The following is a 26494-nucleotide window of genomic DNA, read 5'->3' as shown; positions in this document are numbered from 1 at the left end:
TTGATAATTATGAGCCAACTGGCTGACGGTTATCGGCCAGCTGGCTGACAGTTATCAACATAAAATTTGCTGCTATATAAATTTGAAAAAGCATGCGACCGAATTTGGAATAGGGCCGGATAAAATATCTGTTGCATACCATGAATAGTAAAACTTATTTCTTCCGGTACTTTTCCACTTCCGGCAAATATTGCTTAATATCATTGATACGGGTAGCATCACTCGGATGCGTACTCATAAACTCAGGAGTGGAGCCTTCTTTACCGGCCGACATTTTCTGCCAGAAATTGACGGCAACTTCCGGATTATAACCGGCCATAGCCATAAAGACCAACCCCATATAATCGGCCTCCGACTCATGTTTGCGGGAGAAAGGAAGCATGACGCCATATTGTGCACCCAGTCCATACACCGTGTTTCCCACTTGCTGGACAGCTGCCGACTTATTACTTAACGCTTGTCCTACGATAGCAGCTCCGTATTGGGCCATCAACTGCTGGCTCATACGTTCGTTGCTATGTTTGGCCACGGCATGCGCAACTTCGTGACCGACTACAACAGCCAGTTCATCGTCTGAAGCAACTAAGGGCAACAAACCTTCATATACAACAATCTTTCCACCCGGCATACAAAAAGCGTTTACTTGCGGGTCTTTCACCAAATTAAATTCCCAGGAGAAACTCTTCACTTCACTCTCCATGCCATTTGCCTTCAGATATTCCTCCGTTGCGGCGGCAATCCGCTTCCCGACACGAACAACCATCTCGGTTTTTGCCTTATCTGCCGATTTCTGAGCCGATTTGATATAATCACTATATTGAGTCAGGCTGGAAGAAAGCACTTCCTGGTCCGAGACAATCAACATTTGTTTTCTTCCGGTCAGGGGAACACTTCCACAACTACTTAACAGCAATAACATTGCGACAAATAATCCTACAATCTTCTTCATTGTTCTATCTATTTTTTACGGATGCAAAAATATCATTTCTTTTAATAATATAACAATTTGAAAATATCTTTTCCACGAAAGAAATAAAATATGCAGGATAATTGAAAAAAAGAGACGAACAATGTATAATTATTCAATTATACTCTTTATATTTGCAACCGTTTTGCATAAATATACAACATGAGTACAAAAAAAGAACGATTGGATGCTATATGCCGTACCATACAGACGGAAACGATAGGGAACCAGGAAGAGTTGCTTCGAAAACTTGAAGCAGAAGGCTTTCAGGTGACCCAGGCTACGCTGTCGCGCGACATCAAGCAGCTGAAAGTTATCAAAGTACACGACGGGGACGGCAATTATGTATATCGCCTACCCGATTATTCGACTCTTATGCAGCCCAGGAAGGAACAGACGCAACACCATCCGAACATCGAATTTTCAGGTAATCTGGCTGTCGTCAAAACCCGTCCCGGATATGCAATGGGAATAGCTTCGGACATCGATACCCATTCGCCCCACGAAATACTGGGAACAATTGCCGGCGATGACACCATACTGATTATTCCCCGCGAAGGTATCAGTCGCGACAAAATAGTAAAAGCGCTATCGCATTTCATATAAGGTAAGGGCGAAAAGTATTTCGCCCGATAAAAACAAAAGACAAAGAACAAACATAAAATGGGACAAGAAATAGAAATTGACGTAATGGTAGCCGATGCTTCACACGAAGTCTATGTAGACACCATTCTGGATACTATCGAAGCTGCCGCAAAAGTACGCGGAACCGGTATTGCCAAACGTACACACGAATACGTGGCACAGAAAATGAAAGAAGGGAAAGCGATTATCGCCCTTGCCGGAGACGAATTTGCAGGATTCAGTTATATCGAATCGTGGGGAAACAAACAATTCGTGGCCACTTCCGGTTTGATTGTAGTTGAAAAATTCCGGGGATTGGGGTTGGCGAAACGTATCAAGGATGCCTCGTTCACCCTGGCACGTTTACGATGGCCGAAAGCCAAAATATTCAGTCTGACATCGGGCGCTGCCGTAATGAAGATGAATACGGAACTGGGATACGTACCCGTTACGTTCAACGAACTGACCGATGACGAAGCTTTCTGGCGTGGTTGCGAAGGTTGCATCAACCATGGTATATTGGTAGAGAAGAAACGCAAGTTCTGTATTTGTACGGCTATGCTTTACGACCCCAGCGACCCGCATAACATCAAACGGGAAGAGGAAAAACGGAACAAACTATAAGCCGGGAAATTATTTAGAAACGATATATAATATAAAAACAAGATAAGATGAAAAAGAAAGTAGTAGTTGCATTCAGCGGAGGTTTGGACACCTCGTTTACTGTCATGTATCTGGCTAAGGAAAAAGGATACGATGTATATGCAGCTTGTGCCAACACCGGAGGTTTCAGTCCGGAACAATTGAAACAAAATGAAGAGAATGCCTACAAACTGGGTGCTGTCAAATATGTTACGATAGACGTAACCAAAGAATATTACGAAAAGAGTTTGAAATATATGGTGTTCGGTAATGTACTGCGTAACGGCACTTATCCCATCTCCGTCAGTTCCGAACGTATTTTCCAGGCATTGGCGATTTCCCGCTATGCCAACGAAATCGGCGCGGACGCTATCGCACATGGTTCGACGGGAGCAGGCAACGACCAGATTCGTTTCGATATGACTTTCCTCGTGTTGGCTCCGAAAGTGGAAATCATCACATTGACCCGCGATATGGCATTGACCCGCGACTACGAAATCAATTATCTGAAAGAACATGGTTTTGAAGCCGACTTCACCAAACTGAAATATTCCTACAATGTAGGTCTGTGGGGAACCTCCATTTGTGGCGGCGAAATCCTCGACTCCGCACAGGGACTACCCGAAAGCGCGTATCTGAAACAAGTGGAAAAAACAGGCAGCGAACAACTTCGCATCGAATTCAAAAAAGGTGAAATACATGCTGTCAACGGAGAAGTATTCGAAGATAAAATCAAGGCAATCCAGAAAGTGGAAGAAATCGGTGCAGCTTATGGTATCGGTCGCGATATGCATGTGGGCGACACAATTATCGGTATCAAAGGCCGTGTAGGTTTCGAAGCTGCAGCTCCGATGTTGATTATCGGTGCCCACCGTTTCCTTGAAAAATACACGTTGAGCAAATGGCAACAGTACTGGAAAGACCAGGTGGCTAATTGGTATGGTATGTTTCTACACGAAAGTCAGTATCTGGAACCGGTTATGCGGGATATAGAAGCAATGCTTCAGGAATCACAACGGAATGTGAACGGAACGGCAATCCTTGAACTCCGCCCGCTCTCCTTCTCTACCGTTGGTGTGGAATCGGAAGACGACCTGGTAAAAACCAAGTTCGGCGAATACGGCGAAATGCAAAAGGGTTGGACTGCCGAAGATGCGAAAGGCTTCATCAAGGTGACCTCTACCCCGCTGCGTGTGTATTATACTAACCACAAAGACGAAGAGATTTAATAATTATGATAAAGATTGGAATTATAGGTGGTGCGGGATATACGGCAGGCGAACTTATTCGCCTGCTGATTAATCACCCGGACGCCGAGATTACATTTGTGAACAGTACCAGTAATGCCGGCAACAAGATAACAGACGTACATAGCGGTTTATACGGTGAAACAGATTTGGTCTTCACGGACCAATTACCGTTGGAACAGATTGATTTGCTCTTCTTTTGTACCGCTCACGGCGATACGAAAAAATTTATGGAAAGTCATACCGTACCCGAAAATGTAAAGATTATCGACCTCAGTATGGATTACCGTATCGAAAGCCCGGAACACGATTTCGTTTACGGACTGCCGGAACTGAATCGTCGCCGCATTTGTCAGGCACGACATATTGCAAACCCGGGATGTTTTGCCACCTGTATCCAGTTGGGCGTTTTACCGTTAGCTAAACATTTAATGCTGAACTCCGAGTTGCATGTCAATGCAATCACCGGTTCGACAGGAGCAGGTGTGAAACCGTCGGCTACTTCTCATTTCAGTTGGCGAAACGACAATATCTCTATCTACAAGCCGTTCACCCATCAACATCTTGCTGAAATCGGACAGAGTTTACGCCAGTTGCAGAATAGTTTCACCAGTGCAATCAACTTTATCCCGGTACGAGGTAATTTCTCCCGCGGTATTTTTGCAACTACTTATATCGACTGCAAAATCGGCCTGGATGAAATCAAGCGTATTTACGAAGAATATTACGAGGACCATTCGTTCACATTCATCACGGATAAAAATCCGGACCTTAAACAGGTGGTGAATACAAATAAATGTCTCATCTATCTACAAAAATATGAAGATAAGTTGCTTATCATATCTATGATAGACAACCTGCTAAAAGGAGCCAGCGGCCAGGCAGTCCACAACATGAATCTGTTGTTCGGACTGGAAGAAACGGTCGGACTGCATTTGAAACCATCGGCTTTTTAACATTAACAAAAAGATGATTTAGTATGAATTTATTTGACGTCTATCCATTATTTAATATAGAGATTGTAAAAGGCAAAGGATGCCAGGTATGGGACAAAGAGGGAAACGAGTACCTCGACCTATACGGTGGACATGCCGTTATCTCTGTCGGGCACAGTCATCCGACCTATGTAAAAGCAATCACGGAGCAGGTAAACAAATTAGGTTTCTATTCCAACTCCGTTATCAACAGCCTGCAACAAAAGTTGGCAGACAAATTGGGAAAAGCCAGTGGCTATGACGATTATTCCCTGTTCCTGATAAATTCCGGAGCCGAGGCAAACGAAAATGCCTTGAAACTGGCTTCTTTCCACAATGGGAAAAAACGTGTTATCGCTTTCAAACATGCGTTTCACGGACGTACTTCTGCTGCCGTTCGAGTAACGGATAATCCGAAAATCATTGCTCCGGTAAATGAAGACCTGGCAGTAACCTACTTGCCTCTGAATGATACGGTAGCCGTAGAGACCGAACTGAAAAAAGGGGATGTGTCTTCCGTTATCATCGAAGGTATTCAGGGAGTAGGCGGTATCCAGCTTCCGTCAGACAAGTTCATGCAGGAGCTTCGTACTTTATGTACGCAATACGGAGCTTGCCTGATTTTAGATGAAATCCAGTCCGGATATGGACGTAGCGGTAAATTCTTCGCACATCAATATGCCGGTATCAAACCGGATTTAATCACGGTGGCAAAAGGTATCGGCAACGGTTTTCCGATGAGCGGTCTGCTTATTAGTCCGATGTTCAAGCCTGTTTACGGCATGCTGGGAACCACATTCGGCGGTAACCATCTGGCTTGTGCCGCGGCAATTGCCGTATTGGACATTATGGAAGATGAAAAACTGATAGATAATGCGGCTAAAGTTGGTGCTTATCTGTTGGAAGAACTTCACAAACTGCCGGGTATCAAAGAAATCCGCGGGCGTGGTCTGATGATTGGTATAGAATTTGAAGAATCGATAAAAGAAGTTCGAAGCAAACTGCTTTTTGAAGAGAAAGTATTTACCGGAGTGGCCGGAACCAATACAATCCGTCTGCTTCCCCCACTTTGCCTCAGCATCGACGAAGCCAAAGAATTTATCGCGCGTTTCCGTAAAGTGCTGAATGCTTAATTCGCTTAGTTGTTCTTGATTAATAAAAAAGAGTGTTTCAAAGAGTTTTCAACTCGTTTGAAATGCTCTCTTTTTATTTTATTTTCAATCCTTTTACTTTGCCGTTTCAGGAAACATTCCGTTCTTTGTTGTATCATAAATAATGCTATTACGATAATGAAACTAAACAAACTCATCATTGCCACCGCTTTTTTTCTGATGTGGAGCGGTGTATGTTCAGCACAAAAAACACTGGATTTAGAAGAAGTCATTACCGGACAACTTATTCAAACCCAGGGTATCGGTGCTATGACTTGGCTGAAAGATGGAGAACGCTACAGCCGCTTGGAACGGAATACCGAAACAGGAGGAACAGATGTCGTTGCTTACCGGGCCAAAGATAATAAACGTGAGGTGATTATCCCTTCAACCCTGTTTATCAACAAAGAAACCGGCAAACCAATCCCCATCCGTTCTATTTCATGGAGCGCAGACAATGAGAAAGTACTGATTTACACAAACACAAAACGCGTCTGGCGATACGACACAAGAGGGGATTACTGGGTACTCTCCTTAAAAAGCGGTACGCTTCATCAATTGGGTAAAGAATTGCCCGAATCCTCCCTGATGTTTGCCAAGTTCTCTCCGGACGGTACACGGGTCGGCTATGTATCCAATAATAATATATATGTAGAAGATATCAACATCGGTCAAATTACCCAATTGACACACGACGGTAGCCGGACTATCGTGAACGGAACATTCGACTGGGTATATGAAGAAGAATTCAATTGCCGCGATGGTTTCCGCTGGAGTCCGGACGGCAATTATATTGCATATTGGCAGAGTGATACGGAAGGAACCGGTGTGTTCGATATAATAAACAATGTCGACTCTATTTATCCGACTATTTTACATTTCCCTTATCCAAAGGCTGGTACAACAAATTCAGCCGTAAAGGTGGGGTATCTCCCGGCTTCCGGAGGAACAACGACCTGGATTAAGATTCCCGGAGATCCGAGAAACAACTACATTCCCCGCATGGATTTCATCCCGGAAAGCAACGAATTGTTTATTCAACAACTCAACCGTACCCAAAATACAAATAGAGTATGGATTGCGACGATTGGCAATGCAACCCCTGTCAACATTTTCACAGATACGGATGCTGCCTGGCTGGATGTTAACGAGCATATACAATGGCTGGATAAGAACCGTTATTTCACTTGGGAAAGTGAACGTAGCGGATGGCGCCATCTGTACCGTATAAGCCGTGATGGAAAAGATATTCAACCGATTACGAAAGGTGATTTCGACTACATCGAACCGGTAGGGACGGATATACAGAAAGGATTGGTCTACTTCATCGCTTCACCGGATAATTTCACACAACGCTATTTGTATTGTGCCAATTTATCCGGTAAAGGTGAAGCAAAACGTTTAAGTCCGGAAACAGAACCGGGTCAGCACCGGTATAACATGTCGCCTACGGGCAAATGGGCCGTACATACCTATAGTAATGCGTCTACTCCGCCTATTATCGACATGGTTTCATTCCCAAAGCATCAGTCGGTTCGTATGCTTGAAGAAAACACAAAAGCAAAAGAACAATATGCAGCACTCGGGCTGAATCCGAAAGAGTTTGTCAAAGTCACTTCCGGAGAACTGGAACTGGATGCTTATATGATTAGACCGGTAAATTTCGATGCTTCAAAAAAATATCCGGTCATCATCGAAGTTTATGGTGAGCCGGCCGGCTCTACCGTACAAGACGTATGGGGCGGTGGTGACCTTTGGAATCAATACATGGCCAACCAGGGATATATTGTCGTAAGCATTGAAAACCGTGGAGCTAACGCTCCGAGAGGCCGCAAATGGCGTAAATGTATTTATGGGGAAGTTGGGACATTTGCTTCCGAAGACCAGGCACGCGGCATACAGGATATGGCACGCCGGTATCCATTTATCGACCTTTCACGTATCGGCATTACCGGTTGGAGCGGAGGTGGCAGCCAGACACTAAACTGTATGTTTCGTTATCCTGAGGTATTCAGTACCGGTATAGCCATCGCCGCCGTAGCAGACCAACGCACTTATGATACAATCTATCAGGAACGGTATATGAATACTCCGCAAAACAATCCCGACGGATACCGTAAAGGCTCTCCTATCACCTATGCCGGAGGCTTGAAAGGGAATCTGCTGCTTATACATGGAACTGGGGATGATAATGTCCATTACCAGAATTGCGAAATGCTGGTAAATGAATTGGTAAAAGCAGGCAAAATGTTCAGCCAACTCAGCTATCCGATGCGTAGCCATGGTATTTACGAACGTCCGGGAACCACTCTTCACCTCCGCAAGTCGATGGCAAAATACTGGTTGGAACATTTACCGGCCGGAGGAAAATAACCACTGTCAATCACCAAACAATCACATACACATTCCTTTCGCAATTAGTTAAAAAAGTCCCTCTGCAAAACAAAATGCGGGGGGACTTTTGTTATATGTCCAAAGTTCTCAAATAACTAAATAAAAGCAGAAATAATGAAAAAGTATTTGATTGCAGTAGCAGCTCTGGGATTTTTAGCTGCATGTAGCGGGAAAGCCAACAAAAATATTCCCGTAGAAGTGGAAGAGGAAAGTGTATCCCTTGAAACCGTCCCCGTACAGCCGGCAACACCTGTATTACCTGTCGTAAAAGAAAAACCGGTAAAAGCTATCAACATGCGCGATTCCCTAAAGGTAGATCCGAAAAAGGGCGCTGTCGTACAGAAAAAATATAAAGGAACCGTTCCTGCAGCCGACGGACCCGGTATCGTTTACGACCTGACTTTATATTATCAGCAAGATAGTGACGACGGTGTTTACGAATTAGATGCTACTTATCTGGAAGCAGAAGACGGGAAAGACCAGACGTTCTCCTCTACCGGTAAACGTAAAGTTAAAAAAGGCGTACCGACTGATGCAAGTGCAGTCGTTTACGAACTTATTCCAAGCGACGGCAGCATGGTTTTCTATTTCCAAGCAGAAGGCGACAGTCTCACAATGCTGAACCAGGAACTTCAGAAAGCAGCTTCCGACCTTAATTACACGCTAACACTCGTTCAATAAAAATACATCTTCACAGCACATCTTTGTACATTGAAAAAGAGGCTCCTCAACATTTGTTGAAGGCCTCTTTTTTTATTCAATAAGAATTGAATTATTCGTTATTTAATTCCGAGTTTAGCTTTGATAGCTTTAGGCAGCGCATCTTTGTGAACTACAATATTCATCGTTTTATAAGCGACAAACGGTTCCGATACATACCAAGTTCCTTTGTATTTGTTGTCCGTACCCCATGAGTTTTTCACCATGTAGAATTTCTTACCGGTCTGATCTTTGGCAATACCGTAAATCTGCATGCCATGATCGTCGGTAGTCTGATAATTATCGTAATCTTTCTGACGCATTTCCTGGGTGATTGTCAACTCTTTGCAACCCGGTTTTTCAATCATCTTATTGATTTCATCATCTTTTTCCTTTTTGCTCAAGCCGACCCATCTGTCCTGATCGGAACCGGATGTTTCCATCGACTTGATATCAGGAACAACAGCAATACCGTTGCGGGTGAATCCTTTTTCACTTACATCGGCTCCCCATGCAATCGTATAGCCGGTGTTAATGGCATTATCGAAAACTTCCATCAGTTCATCCAACGGCAAATTATAAGAATCAGCCCAACGCCAATTATCTTCCACTTCAATCGGGAAAGTTGTATAGAAAGGATGGTGGGTATATGAGGTCAGCGAAACATAATCGTCTATATTCAAACCCAGCTCCTTAGCAAAGCTCATCGGGGTATATTCCTTACCGTTGTAAGTGAACTTTTCAGGCAATTTACCTAAATAAGAATCGATAATACCATCATATCCCTCACGCCATACCGGAGATAGTTTTCCGTTCGGATTACGGATAATTGTTTTCAGGTAAGCCTCAGCCAATTCACTCAATTCATTGTGCACGTGCATATCTTCACCATATTCCAAACCTTTCATTACCGATTCCGGAACAATGCCATATTCCTTCCATGCTACCAAAACATCTTCGAAGGAACCACCTTGTCCAAAATTCAGTTTTCCATGTAAACGTACATATTTATCAGCCTTATCTTTATAAGAATGATTGACAATATACATTTCCGACAAATCATATTCACCTTTCCCTTGGCGTAGCAACTCAGATTCCAAGAAGCCTATCGTAGAAAAACACCAACAAGTCCCCGTACGATTTTGATTTTTTACCGGAGTTATCTTCAACTCTTTCACCGGAGTAAACACATACTCCCCCGCTTCCTGAGCTCCCACAGTTGAGAGCGAAAAAGCCAGCACCAAGCCGGCAAGCCAAAATTTCTTCATTCTATATATTTTTTAGTTTAGCAATTTGACAGCAAAGATACAATAAGCAATTCAGAGATACGATTATTTTATTTACATTTGTTGCCTTATTGCATACATTTATAGAATAAAAGACATAAAAACAAAGGAGATTTCTTATGAAAATCACGATTATCGGAGCCGGAAACATCGGTGGAGCCATCGCACGAGGCCTGGCAAAAGGGAATATATTCAAAGCATCGGATATTACTTGCACTGCCCTGTCGCAGGCTACATTGGACAACATAAAAAATACAAATCCGGATTTCGTCCTTTCGCTGAACAATGTGGAAGCAGTAAAAGGTGCTGACATCATTATCATTGCGGTAAAACCCTGGCGTGTGGAAGAGATTATCGACCAAATTAAAGGAGTTGTGAACTACGACAAACAAATGATTGTTTCCGTAGCTGCCGGTATCACATTCGACCTTTTGAACACTTATCTGACTAAAAACAGCGGTTTCGACGATTGTCTCGCGACCCCGACTATTTTCCGTATCATGCCTAATACGGCTATCGAAGTGCTAAGTAGCATGACTTTCGTTGCCGCCCGCAATGCGACCCCGGAACAGACCGATTTAATCATCCGTATTTTCAATGAACTGGGAAATGCCATGTTGGTAGAAGAACGGCTGATGACAGCCGGAACAGCATTGGCTTCCAGCGGTATCGCTTTCGCCCTCCGTTACATTCGTGCAGCCATAGAAGGAGGTGTCGAACTGGGGTTCTATCCGAAACAGGCACAGGAAATTGTAGTCCACACAGTAAAAGGTGCGGTCGATTTGCTCCTCGAAAACAAAAGTAATCCGGAAATGGAAATCGATAAAGTTACAACTCCGGGGGGTATCACCATCAAAGGATTGAACGAGATGGAACTTTCCGGCTTCACCTCTTCCGTTATCCGGGGGTTGAAAGCAAGCAAATAATAAAAAGATAAACAACAATCCTTTCAATAAGGGTATGTCTAAGAAATTAAAAATCGGAGGAATCATCCTGTTCGTAGGCTTTCTGAATATCTTCGGAACGACAGCCATCGAACCCCAAACAGGTGCAGATAATCTCGGAACGGAACAAGTAACATGGGACAATACACTGATGCTACCTGCGCTTGGCGGAAAAGCCAACATTGGGATAGCCGGTGCTTTTTCCGGTTTTATCGGAGATAATCTGGTGATAGCCGGAGGAGCCAATTTTCCGGATGCTCCCCCTTGGAACGGTGGGCATAAGACATGGTGGAGTACCTTATATTATATAAATACCACCCAGCCGGATGCAAAATGGACCATACTGCCGGAAGGTTTACCATATCCTTTGGCATATGGCAATTCCATCGAATTGGCTTCCGGCATATTATGCATCGGAGGTTGCGATTCCGCCCGATGTTATCGGGATGTATTCCAGATTCAAATGGAAAACGGACAAATAAAGATTGATACGGACTGGCCGGCCCTACCGGTTCCTTTGGCAAATGCAACTGCCACTTTGCTGAATAATAAAATATATATCGCCGGAGGTCAGGAAAAGATGGACGAGCAGGAAGCTACCGGTCATTTCTTTGTACTGGACCTTGCCAACCGTCGAAAAGGATGGAAAGAATTACCTTCTTGGCCGGGAGTTTCCCGTGGTTATGCGGTAAGTACAGCACAAAACGATGGCTATGATACCTGTTTTTACCTTTTCAGCGGACGCAATTATAAGGCTGACGGATACATAAAGGTGCTGACAGACGGGTATGTTTATAATCCTCGTCTGAATACATGGAAAAAGCTGAAACAGGAATTTCCGGTCATGGCCGGGACAGCATTGGCTTCCGGAACAAACCATATTCTTTTGCTGGGAGGAGTACCCGAACTTATTCCGGGTTCGGACAAACATCCGGGATTCGACAATACAGTCCGCTTATATCATACCATTACAAACAAGCTGACAGACATAGAAACAGCCCCTTTCCCGATTGCCGTCACCACCCATATTGCCAGAAAAGGAACTCTTTTTTATGTAGGTAGCGGAGAAATAAAACCAGGTATCCGTACCCCGCACATATTAAAAGGAGAAATCATTTCATCCGAAAAGATGCTTGGGACAAAAGGGAACAAAGACAAAAGAAAATAGCCGGAAGCCTTATTTTAAACATACTGGAAACTCATTTTGTTATTCAATAAACAGATGACACATATCATTTAAAAGGACAAAATGAGCTTAAAAGAACAATATTGGAAATTCTCTCTGATAACCATTATTATCGTACTGGGAGTCACCCTTTTCATCGAATTCATACCTTTTCTCGGTGGTATATTGGGAGCTTCTACCATTTATATATTAGTACGAAAACAACTGTTTTACCTGACAGAGAAGAAACATTTACGGAAAAGTTTTGTAGCCATCCTGCTGTTGCTCGAAACAATCTTATGCTTCCTGATACCCTTATCACTGGCAGTCTGGCTCTTTGTCAGTAAACTGCAAAACATAAACTTGGACCCGACCATTCTGGTAAAATCAATCGAACATATAGCCCACCTGATTGAGCAACGTACCGGGTACGACGTATTGGATACCTCCAATATCATGTCTGTCGTCTCCATCCTGCCGAAGATAGGCCAAGCACTTATGGGCGGCATCAGCGGTTTCGCCATCAATGTAGTGGTATTGATACTGATTCTTTATTTTATGCTGATAGGAGGAAGTAAAATGGAAAGATACGTTTATAGTATTTTACCGTTCAGCGAAGAGAATAAAAAACATGTGTTGAAGGAAATCAATATGATTGTCACCTCCAATGCCCTCGGTATTCCGCTACTCGCCATCATACAGGGACTAATCGCCTTGTTGGGATACTGGATATTCAACGTTCCCAGCCCTTTTCTTTTCGGCTTCCTGACATGTTTCGCCACTATCATACCGGTTGTCGGAACCGCTTTGGTATGGCTACCGCTGGCACTCTATATGGCCTTGACCGGTGATTGGGTAAATGCCATCGGATTAACGGCCTATGCACTCATTGTCATCACGAATATAGACAACCTGATACGTTTCATCCTGCAAAAGAAAATGGCGGATATACATCCGCTCATCACAATATTCGGGGTCATCATCGGCCTCTCCCTTTTCGGTTTTATGGGAATTATTTTCGGCCCACTTCTGATTTCCATCTTTATCCTATGTTTTAAAATTTTCAAAGATAAGCTTTTAGATAAAGAGTAAGCGGATATTCCTATCCGCTTTCCATGTATTATTCCGTTTCTTTCGCCTTCAACAAATCGCGAATTTCGGTCAACAATTGTACATCGGCAGGAGGAGGAGCCGGGGCAGCGGGAGCTTCTTCCTTTTTCTTTGTGAGCGAGTTTACAGCCTTGACAAGCAGGAATACGGCAAAAGCGACAATGATGAAATCGAAAGTCACTTGTATAAAATTACCATAATTAATGGAAACAGCCGGAGTAATCACCTTGTCTCCCTCCATTACGGCATGTTTCAATACAATTTTCAAATCGGTAAAGTTTACTCCACCTACCAGCAAGCCTACGGCCGGCATAATGATATCTGCCACGACAGAAGTGACAATCTTACCAAATGCGGCACCGATAATGATACCGACAGCCATGTCTATCACGTTTCCGCGCATGGCAAACTTCTTAAATTCCTGTAGAATATTCCCCATAACTATCTTTTTTTATATAATAACTGCAAATGTATGTATTTAGTTGAAAAGAAAGGATGGATTTTCAACATCCGTGCATATTTTTTTCAATCATCACATTAACAGGAGCGGAAATCATACAGAGTTAAAGAAACACAAAATGTAATACAGGAGATTGGAATAAATAAAACTTTTTATCTCCTTTGTGAAATTATAATAACAGCATACTGTTCTTTTATTATATATAAAAACATCTACTTACAACTCTATAAAATTATGAGAACCAGACTATTATTAGTATTTATTCCTCTTCTGCTGTTATCCGCTTTTACAATGGGAAAAGAAAAAACAGCCGTTAGTAACCCTACTGATGTCCGTTCCCGCAGTTCTTACCTCTGGTATCCCGGTCAATTGGCGGCACATCTGCAACGCATACAACAGGAAAAGTCAGCTGCACGCTGTGTAAACGTGGGTTATCCCGGAAAATTTACTCAGGCAGAGGAACGAACTTATTTCCGTAAAAAAATAAAGTTGGAGAAAGATACTGAAATTCACTGGCAAGGAAAAGGTATCATACGTCTTACACTTGACGGAAAAGCACTCTCCCCGGAAACCGACAGATATAACCTGACTGCGGGTAAGCATACGTTGCTCTTTGATGTGCAGACCAATCGACATCTGCCTGCTTTGATAGTAGAGGGCGATGGCGTGGAAGAAAACGCAGATTGGCAAGTCAGCCTCGATGGTAATAGCTGGACACTGCCTGAAACAGATGCACGATACAATATTGCCGGTTTGCATCCGGATGAAGACCAAGATGAAGTCATTTCCATAGAGCCTCATCGGTTTATACCCGTGCAAAATGCAGATAGCAGCGACAAAGCAACAGTAAAAATCGGCAAAAACGGTTGTATACTTATTGATTTCCACGAGTTAGAGATCGGAACTGTAACATTCATCGCTTCCGGAAACGGCTCGCTGGAAGCACGCGTGGGTGAATCACCTGAAGAGGCTTTGAACGCCGACCAATCGCTTTTCGAACAAAGGCCGATTGAACCGTTCCTACTAAACGGAAGCAACCAGCAACGTATCACATTGCCCGAACGCGCTTTACGCTATATTGCTCTTTCATGCAACGACGACTGTACTTTGAGCGCAATCCGGTTCGACACCCGGCTATATCCGGTGAACCGGCTGATGCAGTTCGAGAGTGATGACAGTCGCCTAAACGCCCTCTGGAATACCGGTGTGGCAACCTTGCATACATCTATGCACAATTTCTATCTCGACGGTGTGAAACGCGACTATCTGCCTTGGTCCATGGATGCCATCATCAGTGCCTTAGGGGGAGATTATGTATTCGGCGACCGTCAAACGGCACGAAATGGAATATCCATCGCCTTGATGCCTGCCAATCCCCAAACATCCGACTGGGGTATTGTGGACTATCCCCTACATGCCTTTATCGGATTGAAACAGGACTATCTGCGCTATGGCGACCTCACGACTCTGAACATGTTCAAGGAGCGGGTGCTGCAACAAATGGCTCTCTATGAAACGGCGCAAGATGAACGCGGATTCCTTGTTGCCACACCGTCTTCGAGTGGCTTCATTCCCGGATGGTCACGCGATTTAGGTCCCGACGACTACGGTGTAGCCACTTATCCGCAAATGATGCTCTATGAAAACTTCCGGATAGCAGCCTACTTCTCCCGACTTTGGAAAGACAATTCGTTGGCCCGTCATTATGAACAGAAAGCACAATTATTGGGAAAAAACATCGTTGCCCACTTCTGGGATGAAGAACGGAAAGCCTTCATCAACGGTTATAGGCTAAACGGAGAGAAAGACACGCGTATCTCCCATCACGCCCAGTATTGGGGAGTGCTGACAGGGCTTTATCAGGAAAAATACTACGACCAATTATATACGGAAGTCATTCCTTCCATATCTTATTACAAGAAGAATATCAGTTATGAGAAAGGTTACGAGTGCCTGGCATACGCGAAAACAGGACGCATCGGCGAATTATACGCACTGCTAAGCGAAGTTTGGGGTGATTGGTTGGCTCAAGGGCACACCCGTTTCCCTGAAAATTTTTCACTCGGCGCATCCGTTGCAAAACAAAACTCTTTCTACGGACGTCCTTTCGGGCTGAGTCTCTGCCACGGGGCAAACGGTACACCTCCTATCCTATTGACCCTTCATGGAATTTTCGGTTTCACACAATCGGACGTACAGACAAACGAATACACCCTGCGCCCGGACTTGCTGCACTTGGGTTATGCACGTGGCCGCATCCCTGTGAAAGAAGGCTTTATTGTTCTTGACCTGAAAAAAGAGGGAGTTTCCACGATAGAAATCCCTGCCGGTTGTACTGTAAGACTCTATGTGCCCAAAGGTAAGAAACCGTTAGTGTTGAAAAAAGCGAAGAAATATGAATTTAATATGTAATTCATACGAATATCAAAATGTCATTAGTAAGGCAACTAAATGGGATTAGTATGGCGGGTAAAATAAATTACCCGCACATGTAACTCTTTTTAACATATCAATTCGATAGGGAAACTCCAAAATAGAGAGCATCCTGTCAATTTGCCGGGATGGGGGAAAAGTCCACTTACAAACAACAATGGGGATAACGAAACAATTTATACCGGATGCAGGCTATAATGATAACGAAATAACATTCTATCCCTCTTTTCGTAATCTTTTTGCTTTTTATTCCTATCTTTGACGCATCATAAACATAATAATCAACGGAGATGAACGAACAGATAAAACAAATCGCAGAACGTCTGGCCGGACTTCGGGATGCTTTGGAAATCACACCCGAGGAAATGGCTAGGGTTTGCAATCTGACCCCGGAGCAATATTTAGAGCTCGAAAGCGGTACGGTAGATATTTCGGTAAGTGTGTTACATCAGATTTCACAGGCTTATGGTGTAGAACTGACTACTCTGATGTTCGGCGACGAACCAAAGATGAGTACCTATTTCATCACCCGTAAAGGAAAAGGGGTTGCCGTGGAACGTACAAAAGCATATAAATACCAGTCGCTGGCCGCCGGTTTTGCCGCACGTAAGGCAGACCCGTTTATGGTGACCGTCCACCCGACTCCGGAAGGAACGCCGATTTACCTGAACTCGCATCCCGGACAAGAGTACAACATGGTACTGAAAGGGCGTTTGCTCTTACAAATCAATAATAAAGAGCTGATATTAGAAGAGGGAGACAGCATCTATTTCAATTCCGAACTGCCACACGGCATGAAGGCACTCGACGGAGAAAAAGTTAGTTTCCTTGCCATCATTTTGTGATTTTATTCAAAATTCTACCAACATGTTAGAAAGATTCGTAGAGAAGACGACCTTTGAGTCGCAGGAAGATTTTATACAGAATTTCAAGATAAAAGTCCCGGAGAACTTCAACTTCGGATACGACGTAGTAGATGCATGGGCTGAAGAAGAGCCTGATAAAAAAGCGTTATGCTGGACTAACGACCAGGGTGAACACATCGATTTCACCTTTGCCGAGTTGAAAAAATATACAGACCAGACGGCTGCCTATTTCCAGTCGTTGGGTATCGGGCATGGCGACATGGTGATGCTGATATTAAAACGACGCTACGAGTTCTGGTTCTCCATCATTGCGTTACACAAATTAGGTGCGGTAGTTATTCCGGCCACTCACCTGCTGACAAAGAAAGATATTGTGTATCGTGCCAACGCAGCCGATATCAAGATGATTGTTTGTGCCGGAGAAGAAGTGATAACGAAACATATCATCGACGCATTGCCTGAGTCTCCGACAGTGAAAACAGTTGTTTCGGTCGGTCCCGAAATACCAGAAGGTTTCGAGGATTTCCACAAAGGTATTCAAAACGCAGCTCCTTTTGTACGTCCGCAACATCCAAACAACAACGACGATATTTCGTTGATGTATTTCACTTCCGGGACCACCGGCAACCCGAAGATGGTAGCACACGACTTCACTTATCCGTTGGGACATATCGTGACCGGCAGCTTCTGGCACAATCTGAACGAGGATAGTCTGCACCTGACAATTGCCGATACAGGTTGGGGAAAAGCCGTATGGGGAAAACTGTACGGACAATGGATTGCCGGAGCAACCGTGTTTGTGTACGACCATGAGAAATTCACCCCGGCTGCCATGCTGCAGATGATACAGGATTATCGCATCACTTCGCTCTGTGCACCTCCTACTATCTTCCGTTTTCTGATACGTGAAGATTTGACGAAATATGACCTATCGTCACTCAAATACTGTACGATAGCCGGCGAAGCTCTAAATCCAGCCGTATTCGATACATTCTATAAACTAACCGGCATCAAACTGATGGAAGGTTTCGGGCAGACCGAAACGACATTGACTGTCGCTACTTTCCCGTGGATGGAACCGAAGCCCGGTTCAATGGGAGTTCCCAATCCGCAATACGAAGTAGATTTGTTGCGTCCGGACGGAAGCCGTGCGGAAGACGGTGAACAGGGACAAATCGTTGTCCGTACGACCGGTGGTAAGCCGATTGGTCTTTTCAAGGAATATTATCGCGACGCCGAACTCACAAACGAAGCCTGGCACGATGGTATTTATTATACCGGCGATGTAGCTTGGCGCGATGAGGACGGTTATCTCTGGTTCGTAGGCCGTGCCGACGATGTGATAAAAAGTTCCGGTTACCGTATCGGCCCGTTCGAGGTGGAAAGTGCCTTGATGACTCACCCGGCAGTCGTGGAATGTGCCATCACCGGCGTTCCCGATGAAATCCGCGGTCAAGTGGTAAAAGCCACTATCGTGTTGGCAAAGGATTATAAAGACAAAGCCGGCGACCAGTTAATCAAGGAATTACAAGACCACGTAAAGAAGGTTACAGCCCCGTATAAATATCCGCGTGTCGTAGAGTTTGTAGACGAATTGCCTAAGACTATCAGCGGTAAGATACGCAGGGTCGAGATTAGAGATAAAGACAAAAAATGAAACGCATCGCCGTTAAAATAGGCAGCAACGTGCTCACCCGCAAGGATGGCACGTTGGATATTACCCGGATGTCTGCCCTGGTGGACCAAGTGGCCGAACTGCACCGTAAAGGTGTGGAAGTTGTCCTAATATCCTCCGGAGCAGTCGCTTCGGGACGGAGCGAGATAAAAGCCGGACGGAAGCTGGACTCCGTTTCCGCCCGTCAGCTTTATTCCGCTGTCGGACAAGCCAAGCTGATAAACCGCTATTACGAGTTGTTTCGCGAACATGGCATGACTTGCGGTCAGATTCTTACCACCAAGGAGAACTTCGGCAGCCGTACACATTATCTGAACCAGAAACATTGCATGGAGGTGATGCTCGAAAATAAAGTCATCCCTATCGTGAACGAAAACGATACAATATCGGTTACAGAATTAATGTTCACGGACAACGACGAGCTATCCGGCCTCATCGCCACAATGATGGGGATGGATGCCCTCATTATCCTGAGCAATATCGACGGGATATACAACGGTAATCCTTCCGATGCCTCCTCTGTCGTCATCCGTGAGATAAACGGAGGTAAAGAAGATTTGTCGGAATATGTGCAAACCAGCAAATCCTCTTTCGGTCGCGGCGGTATGCTGACCAAATGCAGCATTGCCCAAAAAGTGGCGGACGAAGGTATCACGGTTATCATCGCCAACGGCAAGAAAGACAACATTCTTGTGGACTTGCTTGCGAAGGACAGCCAAACCGTCTGTACGCGTTTCATTCCTTCCGACAAACCTGTCAGCAGTGTCAAGAAGTGGATTGCCCACTCCGAAGGCTTTGCCAAAGGAGAGATACATATCAACCGGGGAGCGGAAGAAGCTTTGCTGGCACCGAAGGCAACCAGTATCCTGTTGGTCGGCGTGACCCGGATTGTAGGCGACTTCGAGAAAGACGACATTGTCAAGATTATCAATGAGGCAGGTGTCCAGTTAGGTGTCGGCTGCGTGGGTTACGACAGTACGAAAGCCCGTTCACTTATCGGTAGCCGGGATAAGAAACCGTTGATACATTACGATTATTTGTATCTGGATTAATCTATAAGAAAAAAGAGTATGAAAAAGTATTGGTTATCATTCGCATCAGTCCTGATGATTGTAGTAGGACTGCTCAGAGGCGTAGGAGGTATCACCCTTTTGTTTGGTCATCCGCTGGGTAGCGGACAGCTTATCAACTGGGGCGTCAGCTTCGTTATAGGGCTTTGTCTGGTATTGGGAAAAGATGCGGTACATCCTAAGTATATACAAAGTTACGAGAAATAATCATGATAAACGAACTATTACAACAAGCCGTAGTCGCTTCGCGCCAACTAATAACATTGGATGATGCCATTATCAACCGCATCCTCCTCGATACGGCGGATGCACTGATAGCCCGCCAGGAAGAAGTTCTTGCTGCCAATGCGGAAGATTTGCAGCGCATGGACCCGGCTAACCCGAAATATGACCGGCTGAAACTAACGGAAGAACGTTTGGCCGGTATTGCCGGAGATATGAGAAACGTAGCTTCTCTTCCATCACCTCTCGGCAGACTGTTGAGCGAAGTAACTCGTCCCAATGGTATGGTGATACGGAAAGTGACCGTACCTTTCGGTGTTATCGGTGTTATCTACGAAGCCCGTCCGAACGTTACTTTCGACGTTTTCTCTCTCTGTTTCAAGAGTGGGAATGCCTGCGTATTGAAGGGAGGTTCGGATGCAGACTCCTCCAACCGTGCTTTGGTAGCCATCATTCACGATGTTCTCGCAAAACAAGGTATCCAACCTGCCGTTTGTACGCTCCTCCCACCCGACCGGGAAGCAACAACGGAACTGTTGAATGCGGTCGGTCTGGTAGACCTTATTATTCCACGCGGCAGCAGTTCGTTGATAAACTTTGTCCGCGACCATGCACGTGTTCCGGTTATTGAAACCGGAGCCGGTATCTGCCATACCTATTTCGACAAGGATGGTGATACAGGGAAAGGCCGCGAAATTGTAAACAATGCAAAGACTCGCCGTGTCAGCGTTTGCAACGCTTTGGATTGCTTGATTATTCACCGAGACCGCCTAGCCGACCTTCCGTCTATATGCAACAAACTGTCCGACAGCAATGTTACGATTTATGCTGACAAACCGGCATTTGCCGCCCTTGCCGGACAATATCCGGAAAGCTTGCTTCAACCTGCCGTAGCAGACAGTTTCGGAACTGAATTCCTTGATTATAAAATGGCTATCCGTACCGTTTCTTCTCTTGACGAAGCCTTGGAGCATATCGCCCGCTACAGTTCAAAACACAGCGAAAGCATCGTCAGCGAATCCGCCGAAGCCATCCGCCGTTTTCAGCAAATGGTCGATGCCGCCTGCGTCTATGCCAATGTATCCACGGCCTTTACCGATGGTGCACAGTTCGGCTTTGGAGCAGAGATAGGTATCAGCACCCAGAAACTCCATGCCCGCGGCCCGATGGCATTGCCGGAACTGACAACTTACAAATATATCATTGAAGGGGAAGGACAGATACGGAAATAATCATCCGTTCAATTTAAAAGCCAGACTTTTTCACCTTTGTATTCTCCCCGGAAATGTCTACATTTGTGCCTCACTACATTAAACAGTATAATATGAGAAACTTCACTTGTGTACAGGATTTGGGCGACCTCAAGCTGGCGCTCGCCGAGGCGTTCGAGATTAAGAAAGACCGTTACCAGTTCACTGAACTGGGCAAAAACAAGACGTTATTGATGATATTCTTCAACTCCAGCCTTCGCACCCGGCTCTCCACCCAGAAAGCTGCCATGAATCTCGGTATGAATACGATGGTGCTCGATGTAAATCAGGGAGCTTGGAAATTGGAGACCGAACGTGGCGTGATTATGGATGGCGACAAACCTGAACATTTGTTGGAAGCCGTTCCGGTAATGGGTTGTTATTGCGATATTATCGGCGTACGTTCTTTCGCTCGTTTCGAAAGTAAAGAAGATGATTATAACGAAAAAATACTGAACCAGTTCATTCAATATTCCGGTCGTCCGGTATTCAGCATGGAAGCTGCTACCCGCCACCCACTACAAAGTTTTGCCGACCTCATTACGATTGAAGAATACAAAAAGACAGCCCGCCCTAAAGTGGTTATGACTTGGGCTCCTCATCCTAAATCTCTTCCGCAAGCCGTTCCCAACAGTTTTGCCGAATGGATGAATGCTACCGATTATGAATTTGTGATTACTCATCCGGAAGGTTACGAACTGGACCCACGCTTCGTAGGTAAAGCCCGTGTGGAATACGACCAAAAGAAAGCATTCGAAGGAGCCGATTTCATCTATGCCAAGAACTGGGCTGCCTATGCCGACCCGAACTATGGCAAAGTGCTCAACATGGACCGTAGCTGGACGGTAGACACGGAAAAGATGGCGCTTACCAATGACGCCTATTTCATGCACTGCCTCCCTGTCCGCCGCAACATGATAGTTTCCGATGACGTGATTGAAAGCCCGCAAAGCATCGTCATCCCCGAAGCTGCCAACCGCGAGATTTCAGCACAAACGGTATTGAAGAAGATATTAATGGGGCTGCAATAAGTCACAGATTATACGTCAACGTCAACCACGTTACTTGCGCATCACGATTACGGACTTGCGTCATTTGCAAGTCCGGAGTATCGACTATTGTTGTTTCTTCAAGACTGTTGAATATATTGTTGATACTTACGTTGGCACGTAGTTTACGATGCATGAAGTATTGGGAGATACCGGCATTCACACTTGAACGGTGCTTGATTTTGCCCTGCGGAGTGAGCTGGTCGGAGATATAAAAGGCGTCCAGTTGCAGTTCCGTGGTCGGAGTAATTGCGACATTGACATTTCCTTTGACATCACCGCAAACCATCGATTTCTTCGAATCGTAACCAATTGTACGGCCATCAATCTCATCCCGGTAAATATCGCCGGACAATCCAACAGACAAAACTGGAACCGGACGCCAACCACCGGACAGTTCGAAACCGAAAGCCTGACTATGCCCAACATTCTCTTTCTGCCAAACCACATCGTTTCCGGTATCCGGCAAAGCGACATCCATCACACGGTTTGCCTTATTCCTATAATACAAACCCGGAGTGAGCCGGAAGTTTGTACCGTTATAAGTATAAGACAGTTCCAACGAATGAATGAATTCATCCTTCAACCCAGTATTTCCTTTCTTAATATGTGTCGCATCACTATAATCCACAAACGGATTCAAGTCACTGCCATACGGACGAATAGCACGTTGGATATAGCTTAAAGCAAATTCCCCTGCACCTTCCGTTTGATAAGACAAGCGCAGACGAGGATAAGCATGGAAGCGTGAACTTGTCTGAGACTGATATTCCAGCTTCTGCCAATTCAATTCCCCCTGCACACCGGCTTCCGCATAAAACGCTCCCCACCTTTTGCCCAAAGAGGCAAACAACAACTGGGTACGGCGATAGAAATCAAAAACATTCTCTTTCGTTTCATCAGGCACCCATTCACCGGCAGCCAGCTTATTTCCTTCGGCACGATAATTCTCATTCTTGAAACGCCCGATATAACCGGCTCTGAACATCCAGTCGTTCTCGAACATTTTCCGGTAGATTGCCGATATGTAATAATTATGCTTATCCTGACGAACATAATAATTATCTTCCGCTATGATGCTTCCTGTCTCCGGCTTTTCGTTCTTATACTCGTTGTCCTCATCATATCCGAAATTATTATAATTGAAGATAACCTCCAATTGCTCCTGCGGATTAGTGAATGTATGATTCCAACGGGCTTCGGCAGCATAAGCCTCCTGGCGCTGGTCATTATACCGGTGGCGGAACATGACTGGCTGCAAATGACCTTCCACCAACTTATTGTTATGTATCTTTCCGTAACGGCTGTAATCCATCAGATTGTACAAACCGTAAACCGTCAACAAGTCGCGGGCCGTCAGGTCGTATCCGATACTCAGGTCGGCCAAGTGTACATCCGGACGGGCATCCGCATTATTATTCATCACTGTCGTTCCGGCCTTATTGGTTGTCGTTTTGCTAAAAGTACGCTTGCGGTATTCACGGCGATAATTATATTTCCCGATAATATGAAACTTTCCGGGATGCAGATTCACAACAGCACCCGCATTATAACGTTCCTGCAATCCTGCCCCCAACGTTAGTGTCAGCGGAGAGTCCTCCTTTGTAAAAATAGCAGAGGACAAGTTCAGGACACCGGCATCCCCGTCCGGCACCAATTCAATGGAAGGAACAGCCGTCATCGATACCCGGTTAAAGAATAAGGCAGGAAGCTGGATAAGCATATCCCCGCTATTCTCCTCCATCAACCCATAGGGAATACCGTTTATCAGCAGCCCCGGTTTACTGGAACCGCGATAAGTGATTCCACCTTCAATGTCCGTTATGACCGAAGGCAGTTGGCGGAATACATCAGCTGTCGTTCCGGTTACACTGCTCAAGTTTTTGTCGACCTCCAAGCGTTTCACTTCCCTGCCTGTCAAGCCCCCGAAGCGTTTTCCCTGAATTTCCACATCCTGCAAATGGATTGTTCCGTCGGCCGGTATTTGTGCGGCAACGGAATAACTCAATAAAGCGAGAACGGGAAAGAGACGCAAAGTTAGTTTCATATTATTCCTATTATTACATCATGTTCATAAACAAAAAAGTCTGTATGTTACACGCATACAGACTGTCCTCATAACTGTTTGCCGATATTATTCAGCGGGAGCAACTTCAGGAGCAGCTTCTTCTGCAGGAGCAGCTTCGGTAGCTGTCGAGTCAGCTTCAGCAGCAACAGTATCTTCTTCTTCTACGACAGGAGCAACTTCTTCTACGGTAGCTTCTGTTTCAGTTTCTGCAACTTCAGTAGATTCAGCTGATTTGTTGCCACAGGATGCGAATGATACAGCTGCAATTACAGCAGCGAAAGCAACTAACTTTTTCATTTTCTTTTAAAATTTAAACGGTCTATAATATCTTTTTGTTGTAAAACGATGCAAATGTATGTATTAATTAAATATGTTGTACAACATAATCCGCTTTTTTTCAAAATATTTCCCGTTAGTACGATAAGCCGCTGTATATCAATGTTTTCCCAGTTATCAGTAGTTACTGTAAAGGTAACGTTTGATACTTTTTTTCGGTGTCTTCTCAAACTCTGTCGGGTATAGTTGAAGTTCCGAGACAGCTTCGTAAGGTGCTAAAAGTTTGTTAAGCTCCAGTCTGTTCTGCTCCATAATCACCGGCAGGTCTTCATGCGAAATACCTGTGCTGTCCACCGTATCATAATCCGGATAAACCAATCCGACCAGCTTCCCGTTTTTCTCAACGATAAGACTTTCCATGACAAAGGGTTGGTTGTTCAATTTCGACTCGATTTCCTCCGGATAGATATTCTGTCCGCTTGCGCCCAGTATCATCGTCTTGCTACGTCCACGGATATAGATGCGGTTGTCGTGGTCTATCGTTCCCAAATCACCGGTACGCAGCCAGCCGTCTTCCGTGAAGACATTCGCCGTCGCATCCTCATTTTTATAATATCCTTTCATCACATTCTCGCCTCTCACCTGGATTTCCCCTACCTTATTATATGGATCATCCGAATCGATACGAACTTCCATAATACCTTTCAACGCCTGTCCACAGGAGCCGGGGACGAACTCGTCGTTATGGTCGTAACTGATAAGCGGACCACATTCCGTCATGCCGTAGCCGATGGTGAAGGGGAACTTAATCTTATATAAGAAGTCCGTTACCTCCTGGTTCATAGCCGCTCCTCCAACGATTACTTCCCGGAACCGGCCACCCATCGCATCTACCAGATGTTTCCGTATCTGGGCATAAATGCGGGAATCGAGCAACGGAATGTTCAAAGCCAGCTTCATCGTCGTTTTGCTCAGTTGCGGAAGTATCATCTTCTTATATATCTTCTCAAGGATAAGCGGAACCGTCAATATCAGGTTCGGCTTCACCTCTTCGAACGCTTTCAGCAGAATCTTAGGCGAAGGGACCTTTCCCAATAAGTACACATGCGCACCGACCGCCATCGGCACAAGGAAGTTGAAAGCACAACTATAAGCATGAGCCAGCGGAAGAAAACAGAGTTCGCGTTCGCCCCGGTACAGCACACCCAGTTCGCGGCCGTACGTCACATTTCCGGCCAGATTGTTTCCCGTCAGCATGACGCCTTTACTAAAGCCGGTCGTACCGGAAGTATAGTTCAACAAAACGACCTTGTCATTGTCCAGTTCGGCATATTTGATATCTTCCTTGCTGAATCCGTTCGGATATTTCTCCGCCATCTTATCGTCCATACCTTTCAACAGCTTCTGGATATTCTCGCCATCACGCTGATGCAGGCATCGGAAATCCGACAGGGAGAATACACCGCGTACCTCCTCTATCATCTCTTCTTCCAGCGTATCCCAGATGCGGTCGCTGACAAATAAGAATACGGAGCCGGAATGGTTGATAATATGATGTACATCGTTCGGACTAAAGTCTTGCAGAATAGGGACGATAATCGCCCCATAGGTAACAGCCGCCATATAAACGATACACCAGCGCGCGCTATCTTTCCCTATCAGAGCAATTTTATCGCCACGCCGTATCTGGCACTCTTCAAACAAGGTGTGGATACGGGCAATCTCCTGAGCCACCTCGCCGAAAGTAAAGCCGGTTCCCTTACTATAATCCGTAAGTGCCGGCAACTCCCAGTTCTTCTTAAAACTTTCTTCGTATATCTTGATAAAATTCTCTTGTATCATAGCTTAAAACTTATCGTGTATGCAAAAATAAAGACTATCGGGCAGATACACAACTAAGCAACAATCTTTAGCAGAAAAAG

Annotated in this window: 23 protein-coding genes; 17 read left to right on the top strand and 6 right to left on the bottom strand. The window is 45.0% G+C overall.

All coding sequences use genetic code 11. The features are described from left to right. Positions 1–154: 154 nt before the first annotated feature. Complete coding sequence (locus DW103_RS05825) at positions 155–949, bottom strand: M48 family metallopeptidase (RefSeq protein ID WP_122274725.1); 795 nt, start codon at positions 947–949, stop codon at positions 155–157. A gap of 180 nt (positions 950–1129) precedes the next feature. Between DW103_RS05825 and argR the strand changes: the two genes are divergently transcribed. From argR to DW103_RS05790, 7 genes are all read left to right on the top strand, one after another. Further along, complete coding sequence (gene argR, locus DW103_RS05820; protein ID WP_122274724.1) at positions 1130–1573, top strand: arginine repressor; 444 nt, start codon at positions 1130–1132, stop codon at positions 1571–1573. A gap of 57 nt (positions 1574–1630) precedes the next feature. Continuing rightward, positions 1631–2215 carry a GNAT family N-acetyltransferase gene (locus tag DW103_RS05815; RefSeq protein WP_122274723.1) on the top strand — a complete coding sequence of 195 codons (585 nt, stop codon included), beginning with the start codon at positions 1631–1633 and terminating at the stop codon, positions 2213–2215. Positions 2216–2262: 47 nt separating this feature from the next. Beyond that, on the top strand, positions 2263–3462 hold the full coding sequence (locus DW103_RS05810; protein ID WP_122274722.1) for an argininosuccinate synthase: 1200 nt from the start codon (positions 2263–2265) through the stop codon (positions 3460–3462). A 5-nt stretch (positions 3463–3467) separates the two neighbouring features. Next, positions 3468–4436, top strand: coding sequence for an N-acetyl-gamma-glutamyl-phosphate reductase (argC, locus tag DW103_RS05805; RefSeq protein WP_122274721.1), 969 nt, complete (start codon positions 3468–3470; stop codon positions 4434–4436). A gap of 23 nt (positions 4437–4459) precedes the next feature. After that, positions 4460–5587, top strand: a complete 1128-nt coding sequence (locus tag DW103_RS05800) for an aspartate aminotransferase family protein (RefSeq protein WP_122274720.1) — start codon at positions 4460–4462, stop codon at positions 5585–5587. A gap of 156 nt (positions 5588–5743) precedes the next feature. Next, the gene (locus tag DW103_RS05795) at positions 5744–7978 is read left to right on the top strand and encodes a S9 family peptidase (RefSeq protein ID WP_122274719.1); all 2235 of its coding nucleotides are present in this window, start codon (positions 5744–5746) and stop codon (positions 7976–7978) included. A 135-nt stretch (positions 7979–8113) separates the two neighbouring features. Next, positions 8114–8680 (top strand): copper resistance protein NlpE, encoded by a 567-nt coding sequence (locus DW103_RS05790; RefSeq protein ID WP_122274718.1) that lies wholly within the window; start codon positions 8114–8116, stop codon positions 8678–8680. Between the two features lie 98 nt (positions 8681–8778). Here DW103_RS05790 and DW103_RS05785 read toward each other — a convergent pair whose 3' ends face one another. Continuing rightward, positions 8779–9966 (bottom strand): aminopeptidase C, encoded by a 1188-nt coding sequence (locus tag DW103_RS05785; protein WP_122274717.1) that lies wholly within the window; start codon positions 9964–9966, stop codon positions 8779–8781. 137 nt (positions 9967–10103) lie between these two features. Between DW103_RS05785 and proC the strand changes: the two genes are divergently transcribed. The 3 genes from proC to DW103_RS05770 all read left to right on the top strand — a co-directional run bounded on the left by proC (position 10104) and on the right by DW103_RS05770 (position 13185). Further along, entirely contained in the window at positions 10104–10910 is an 807-nt protein-coding gene (gene proC / locus DW103_RS05780) for a pyrroline-5-carboxylate reductase (protein WP_122274716.1), read from the top strand. A gap of 34 nt (positions 10911–10944) precedes the next feature. After that, positions 10945–12096 (top strand): hypothetical protein, encoded by a 1152-nt coding sequence (locus tag DW103_RS05775; RefSeq protein ID WP_122274715.1) that lies wholly within the window; start codon positions 10945–10947, stop codon positions 12094–12096. Positions 12097–12177: 81 nt separating this feature from the next. Continuing rightward, a complete protein-coding gene (locus DW103_RS05770; protein WP_122274714.1) occupies positions 12178–13185 on the top strand; it encodes an AI-2E family transporter in 1008 nt (335 codons plus the stop codon). Between the two features lie 28 nt (positions 13186–13213). Here DW103_RS05770 and mscL read toward each other — a convergent pair whose 3' ends face one another. Further along, positions 13214–13642, bottom strand: a complete 429-nt coding sequence (mscL, locus tag DW103_RS05765) for a large-conductance mechanosensitive channel protein MscL (RefSeq protein WP_122274713.1) — start codon at positions 13640–13642, stop codon at positions 13214–13216. Positions 13643–13897: 255 nt separating this feature from the next. Between mscL and DW103_RS05760 the strand changes: the two genes are divergently transcribed. The 7 genes from DW103_RS05760 (at position 13898) to DW103_RS05730 (ending at position 22210) form a co-directional block, all read left to right on the top strand. Next, on the top strand, positions 13898–16075 hold the full coding sequence (locus DW103_RS05760) for a trehalase family glycosidase (protein WP_122274712.1): 2178 nt from the start codon (positions 13898–13900) through the stop codon (positions 16073–16075). Positions 16076–16386: 311 nt separating this feature from the next. Further along, positions 16387–16941 carry a helix-turn-helix domain-containing protein gene (locus tag DW103_RS05755; RefSeq protein WP_122274711.1) on the top strand — a complete coding sequence of 185 codons (555 nt, stop codon included), beginning with the start codon at positions 16387–16389 and terminating at the stop codon, positions 16939–16941. Between the two features lie 22 nt (positions 16942–16963). Continuing rightward, positions 16964–18619 carry an AMP-binding protein gene (locus tag DW103_RS05750; RefSeq protein WP_122274710.1) on the top strand — a complete coding sequence of 552 codons (1656 nt, stop codon included), beginning with the start codon at positions 16964–16966 and terminating at the stop codon, positions 18617–18619. Beyond that, positions 18616–19689 (top strand): glutamate 5-kinase, encoded by a 1074-nt coding sequence (gene proB, locus DW103_RS05745; RefSeq protein WP_122274709.1) that lies wholly within the window; start codon positions 18616–18618, stop codon positions 19687–19689. The genes DW103_RS05750 and proB overlap by 4 nt, the downstream gene beginning before the upstream one ends. Before the next feature lie 18 nt (positions 19690–19707). Continuing rightward, positions 19708–19914, top strand: a complete 207-nt coding sequence (locus tag DW103_RS05740; protein WP_122274708.1) for a hypothetical protein — start codon at positions 19708–19710, stop codon at positions 19912–19914. A gap of 2 nt (positions 19915–19916) precedes the next feature. Beyond that, positions 19917–21161: a glutamate-5-semialdehyde dehydrogenase gene (locus DW103_RS05735; protein ID WP_122274707.1), complete on the top strand. Its 1245-nt coding sequence runs from the start codon at positions 19917–19919 to the stop codon at positions 21159–21161. Positions 21162–21253: 92 nt separating this feature from the next. Further along, a complete protein-coding gene (locus tag DW103_RS05730; protein WP_122274706.1) occupies positions 21254–22210 on the top strand; it encodes an acetylornithine carbamoyltransferase in 957 nt (318 codons plus the stop codon). Position 22211: 1 nt separating this feature from the next. On the opposite strand, the gene DW103_RS05725 is transcribed toward DW103_RS05730, so the two are convergent. The 3 genes from DW103_RS05725 to DW103_RS05715 all read right to left on the bottom strand — a co-directional run bounded on the left by DW103_RS05725 (position 22212) and on the right by DW103_RS05715 (position 26414). Next, positions 22212–24275: an outer membrane beta-barrel family protein gene (locus DW103_RS05725; protein ID WP_122274705.1), complete on the bottom strand. Its 2064-nt coding sequence runs from the start codon at positions 24273–24275 to the stop codon at positions 22212–22214. 87 nt (positions 24276–24362) lie between these two features. Then, the gene (locus tag DW103_RS05720) at positions 24363–24593 is read right to left on the bottom strand and encodes a hypothetical protein (RefSeq protein WP_122274704.1); all 231 of its coding nucleotides are present in this window, start codon (positions 24591–24593) and stop codon (positions 24363–24365) included. A gap of 156 nt (positions 24594–24749) precedes the next feature. Then, a complete protein-coding gene (locus DW103_RS05715; protein ID WP_122274703.1) occupies positions 24750–26414 on the bottom strand; it encodes an AMP-binding protein in 1665 nt (554 codons plus the stop codon). Positions 26415–26494 lie beyond the last annotated feature (80 nt).

The sequence above is a fragment of the Parabacteroides sp. AM08-6 genome (assembly GCF_003473295.1).
Classification (GTDB): Bacteria; Bacteroidota; Bacteroidia; order Bacteroidales; family Tannerellaceae; genus Parabacteroides.
Note: the sequence above shows the minus strand (reverse complement) of the source record. Positions and strands in the feature narration are given on the sequence as shown.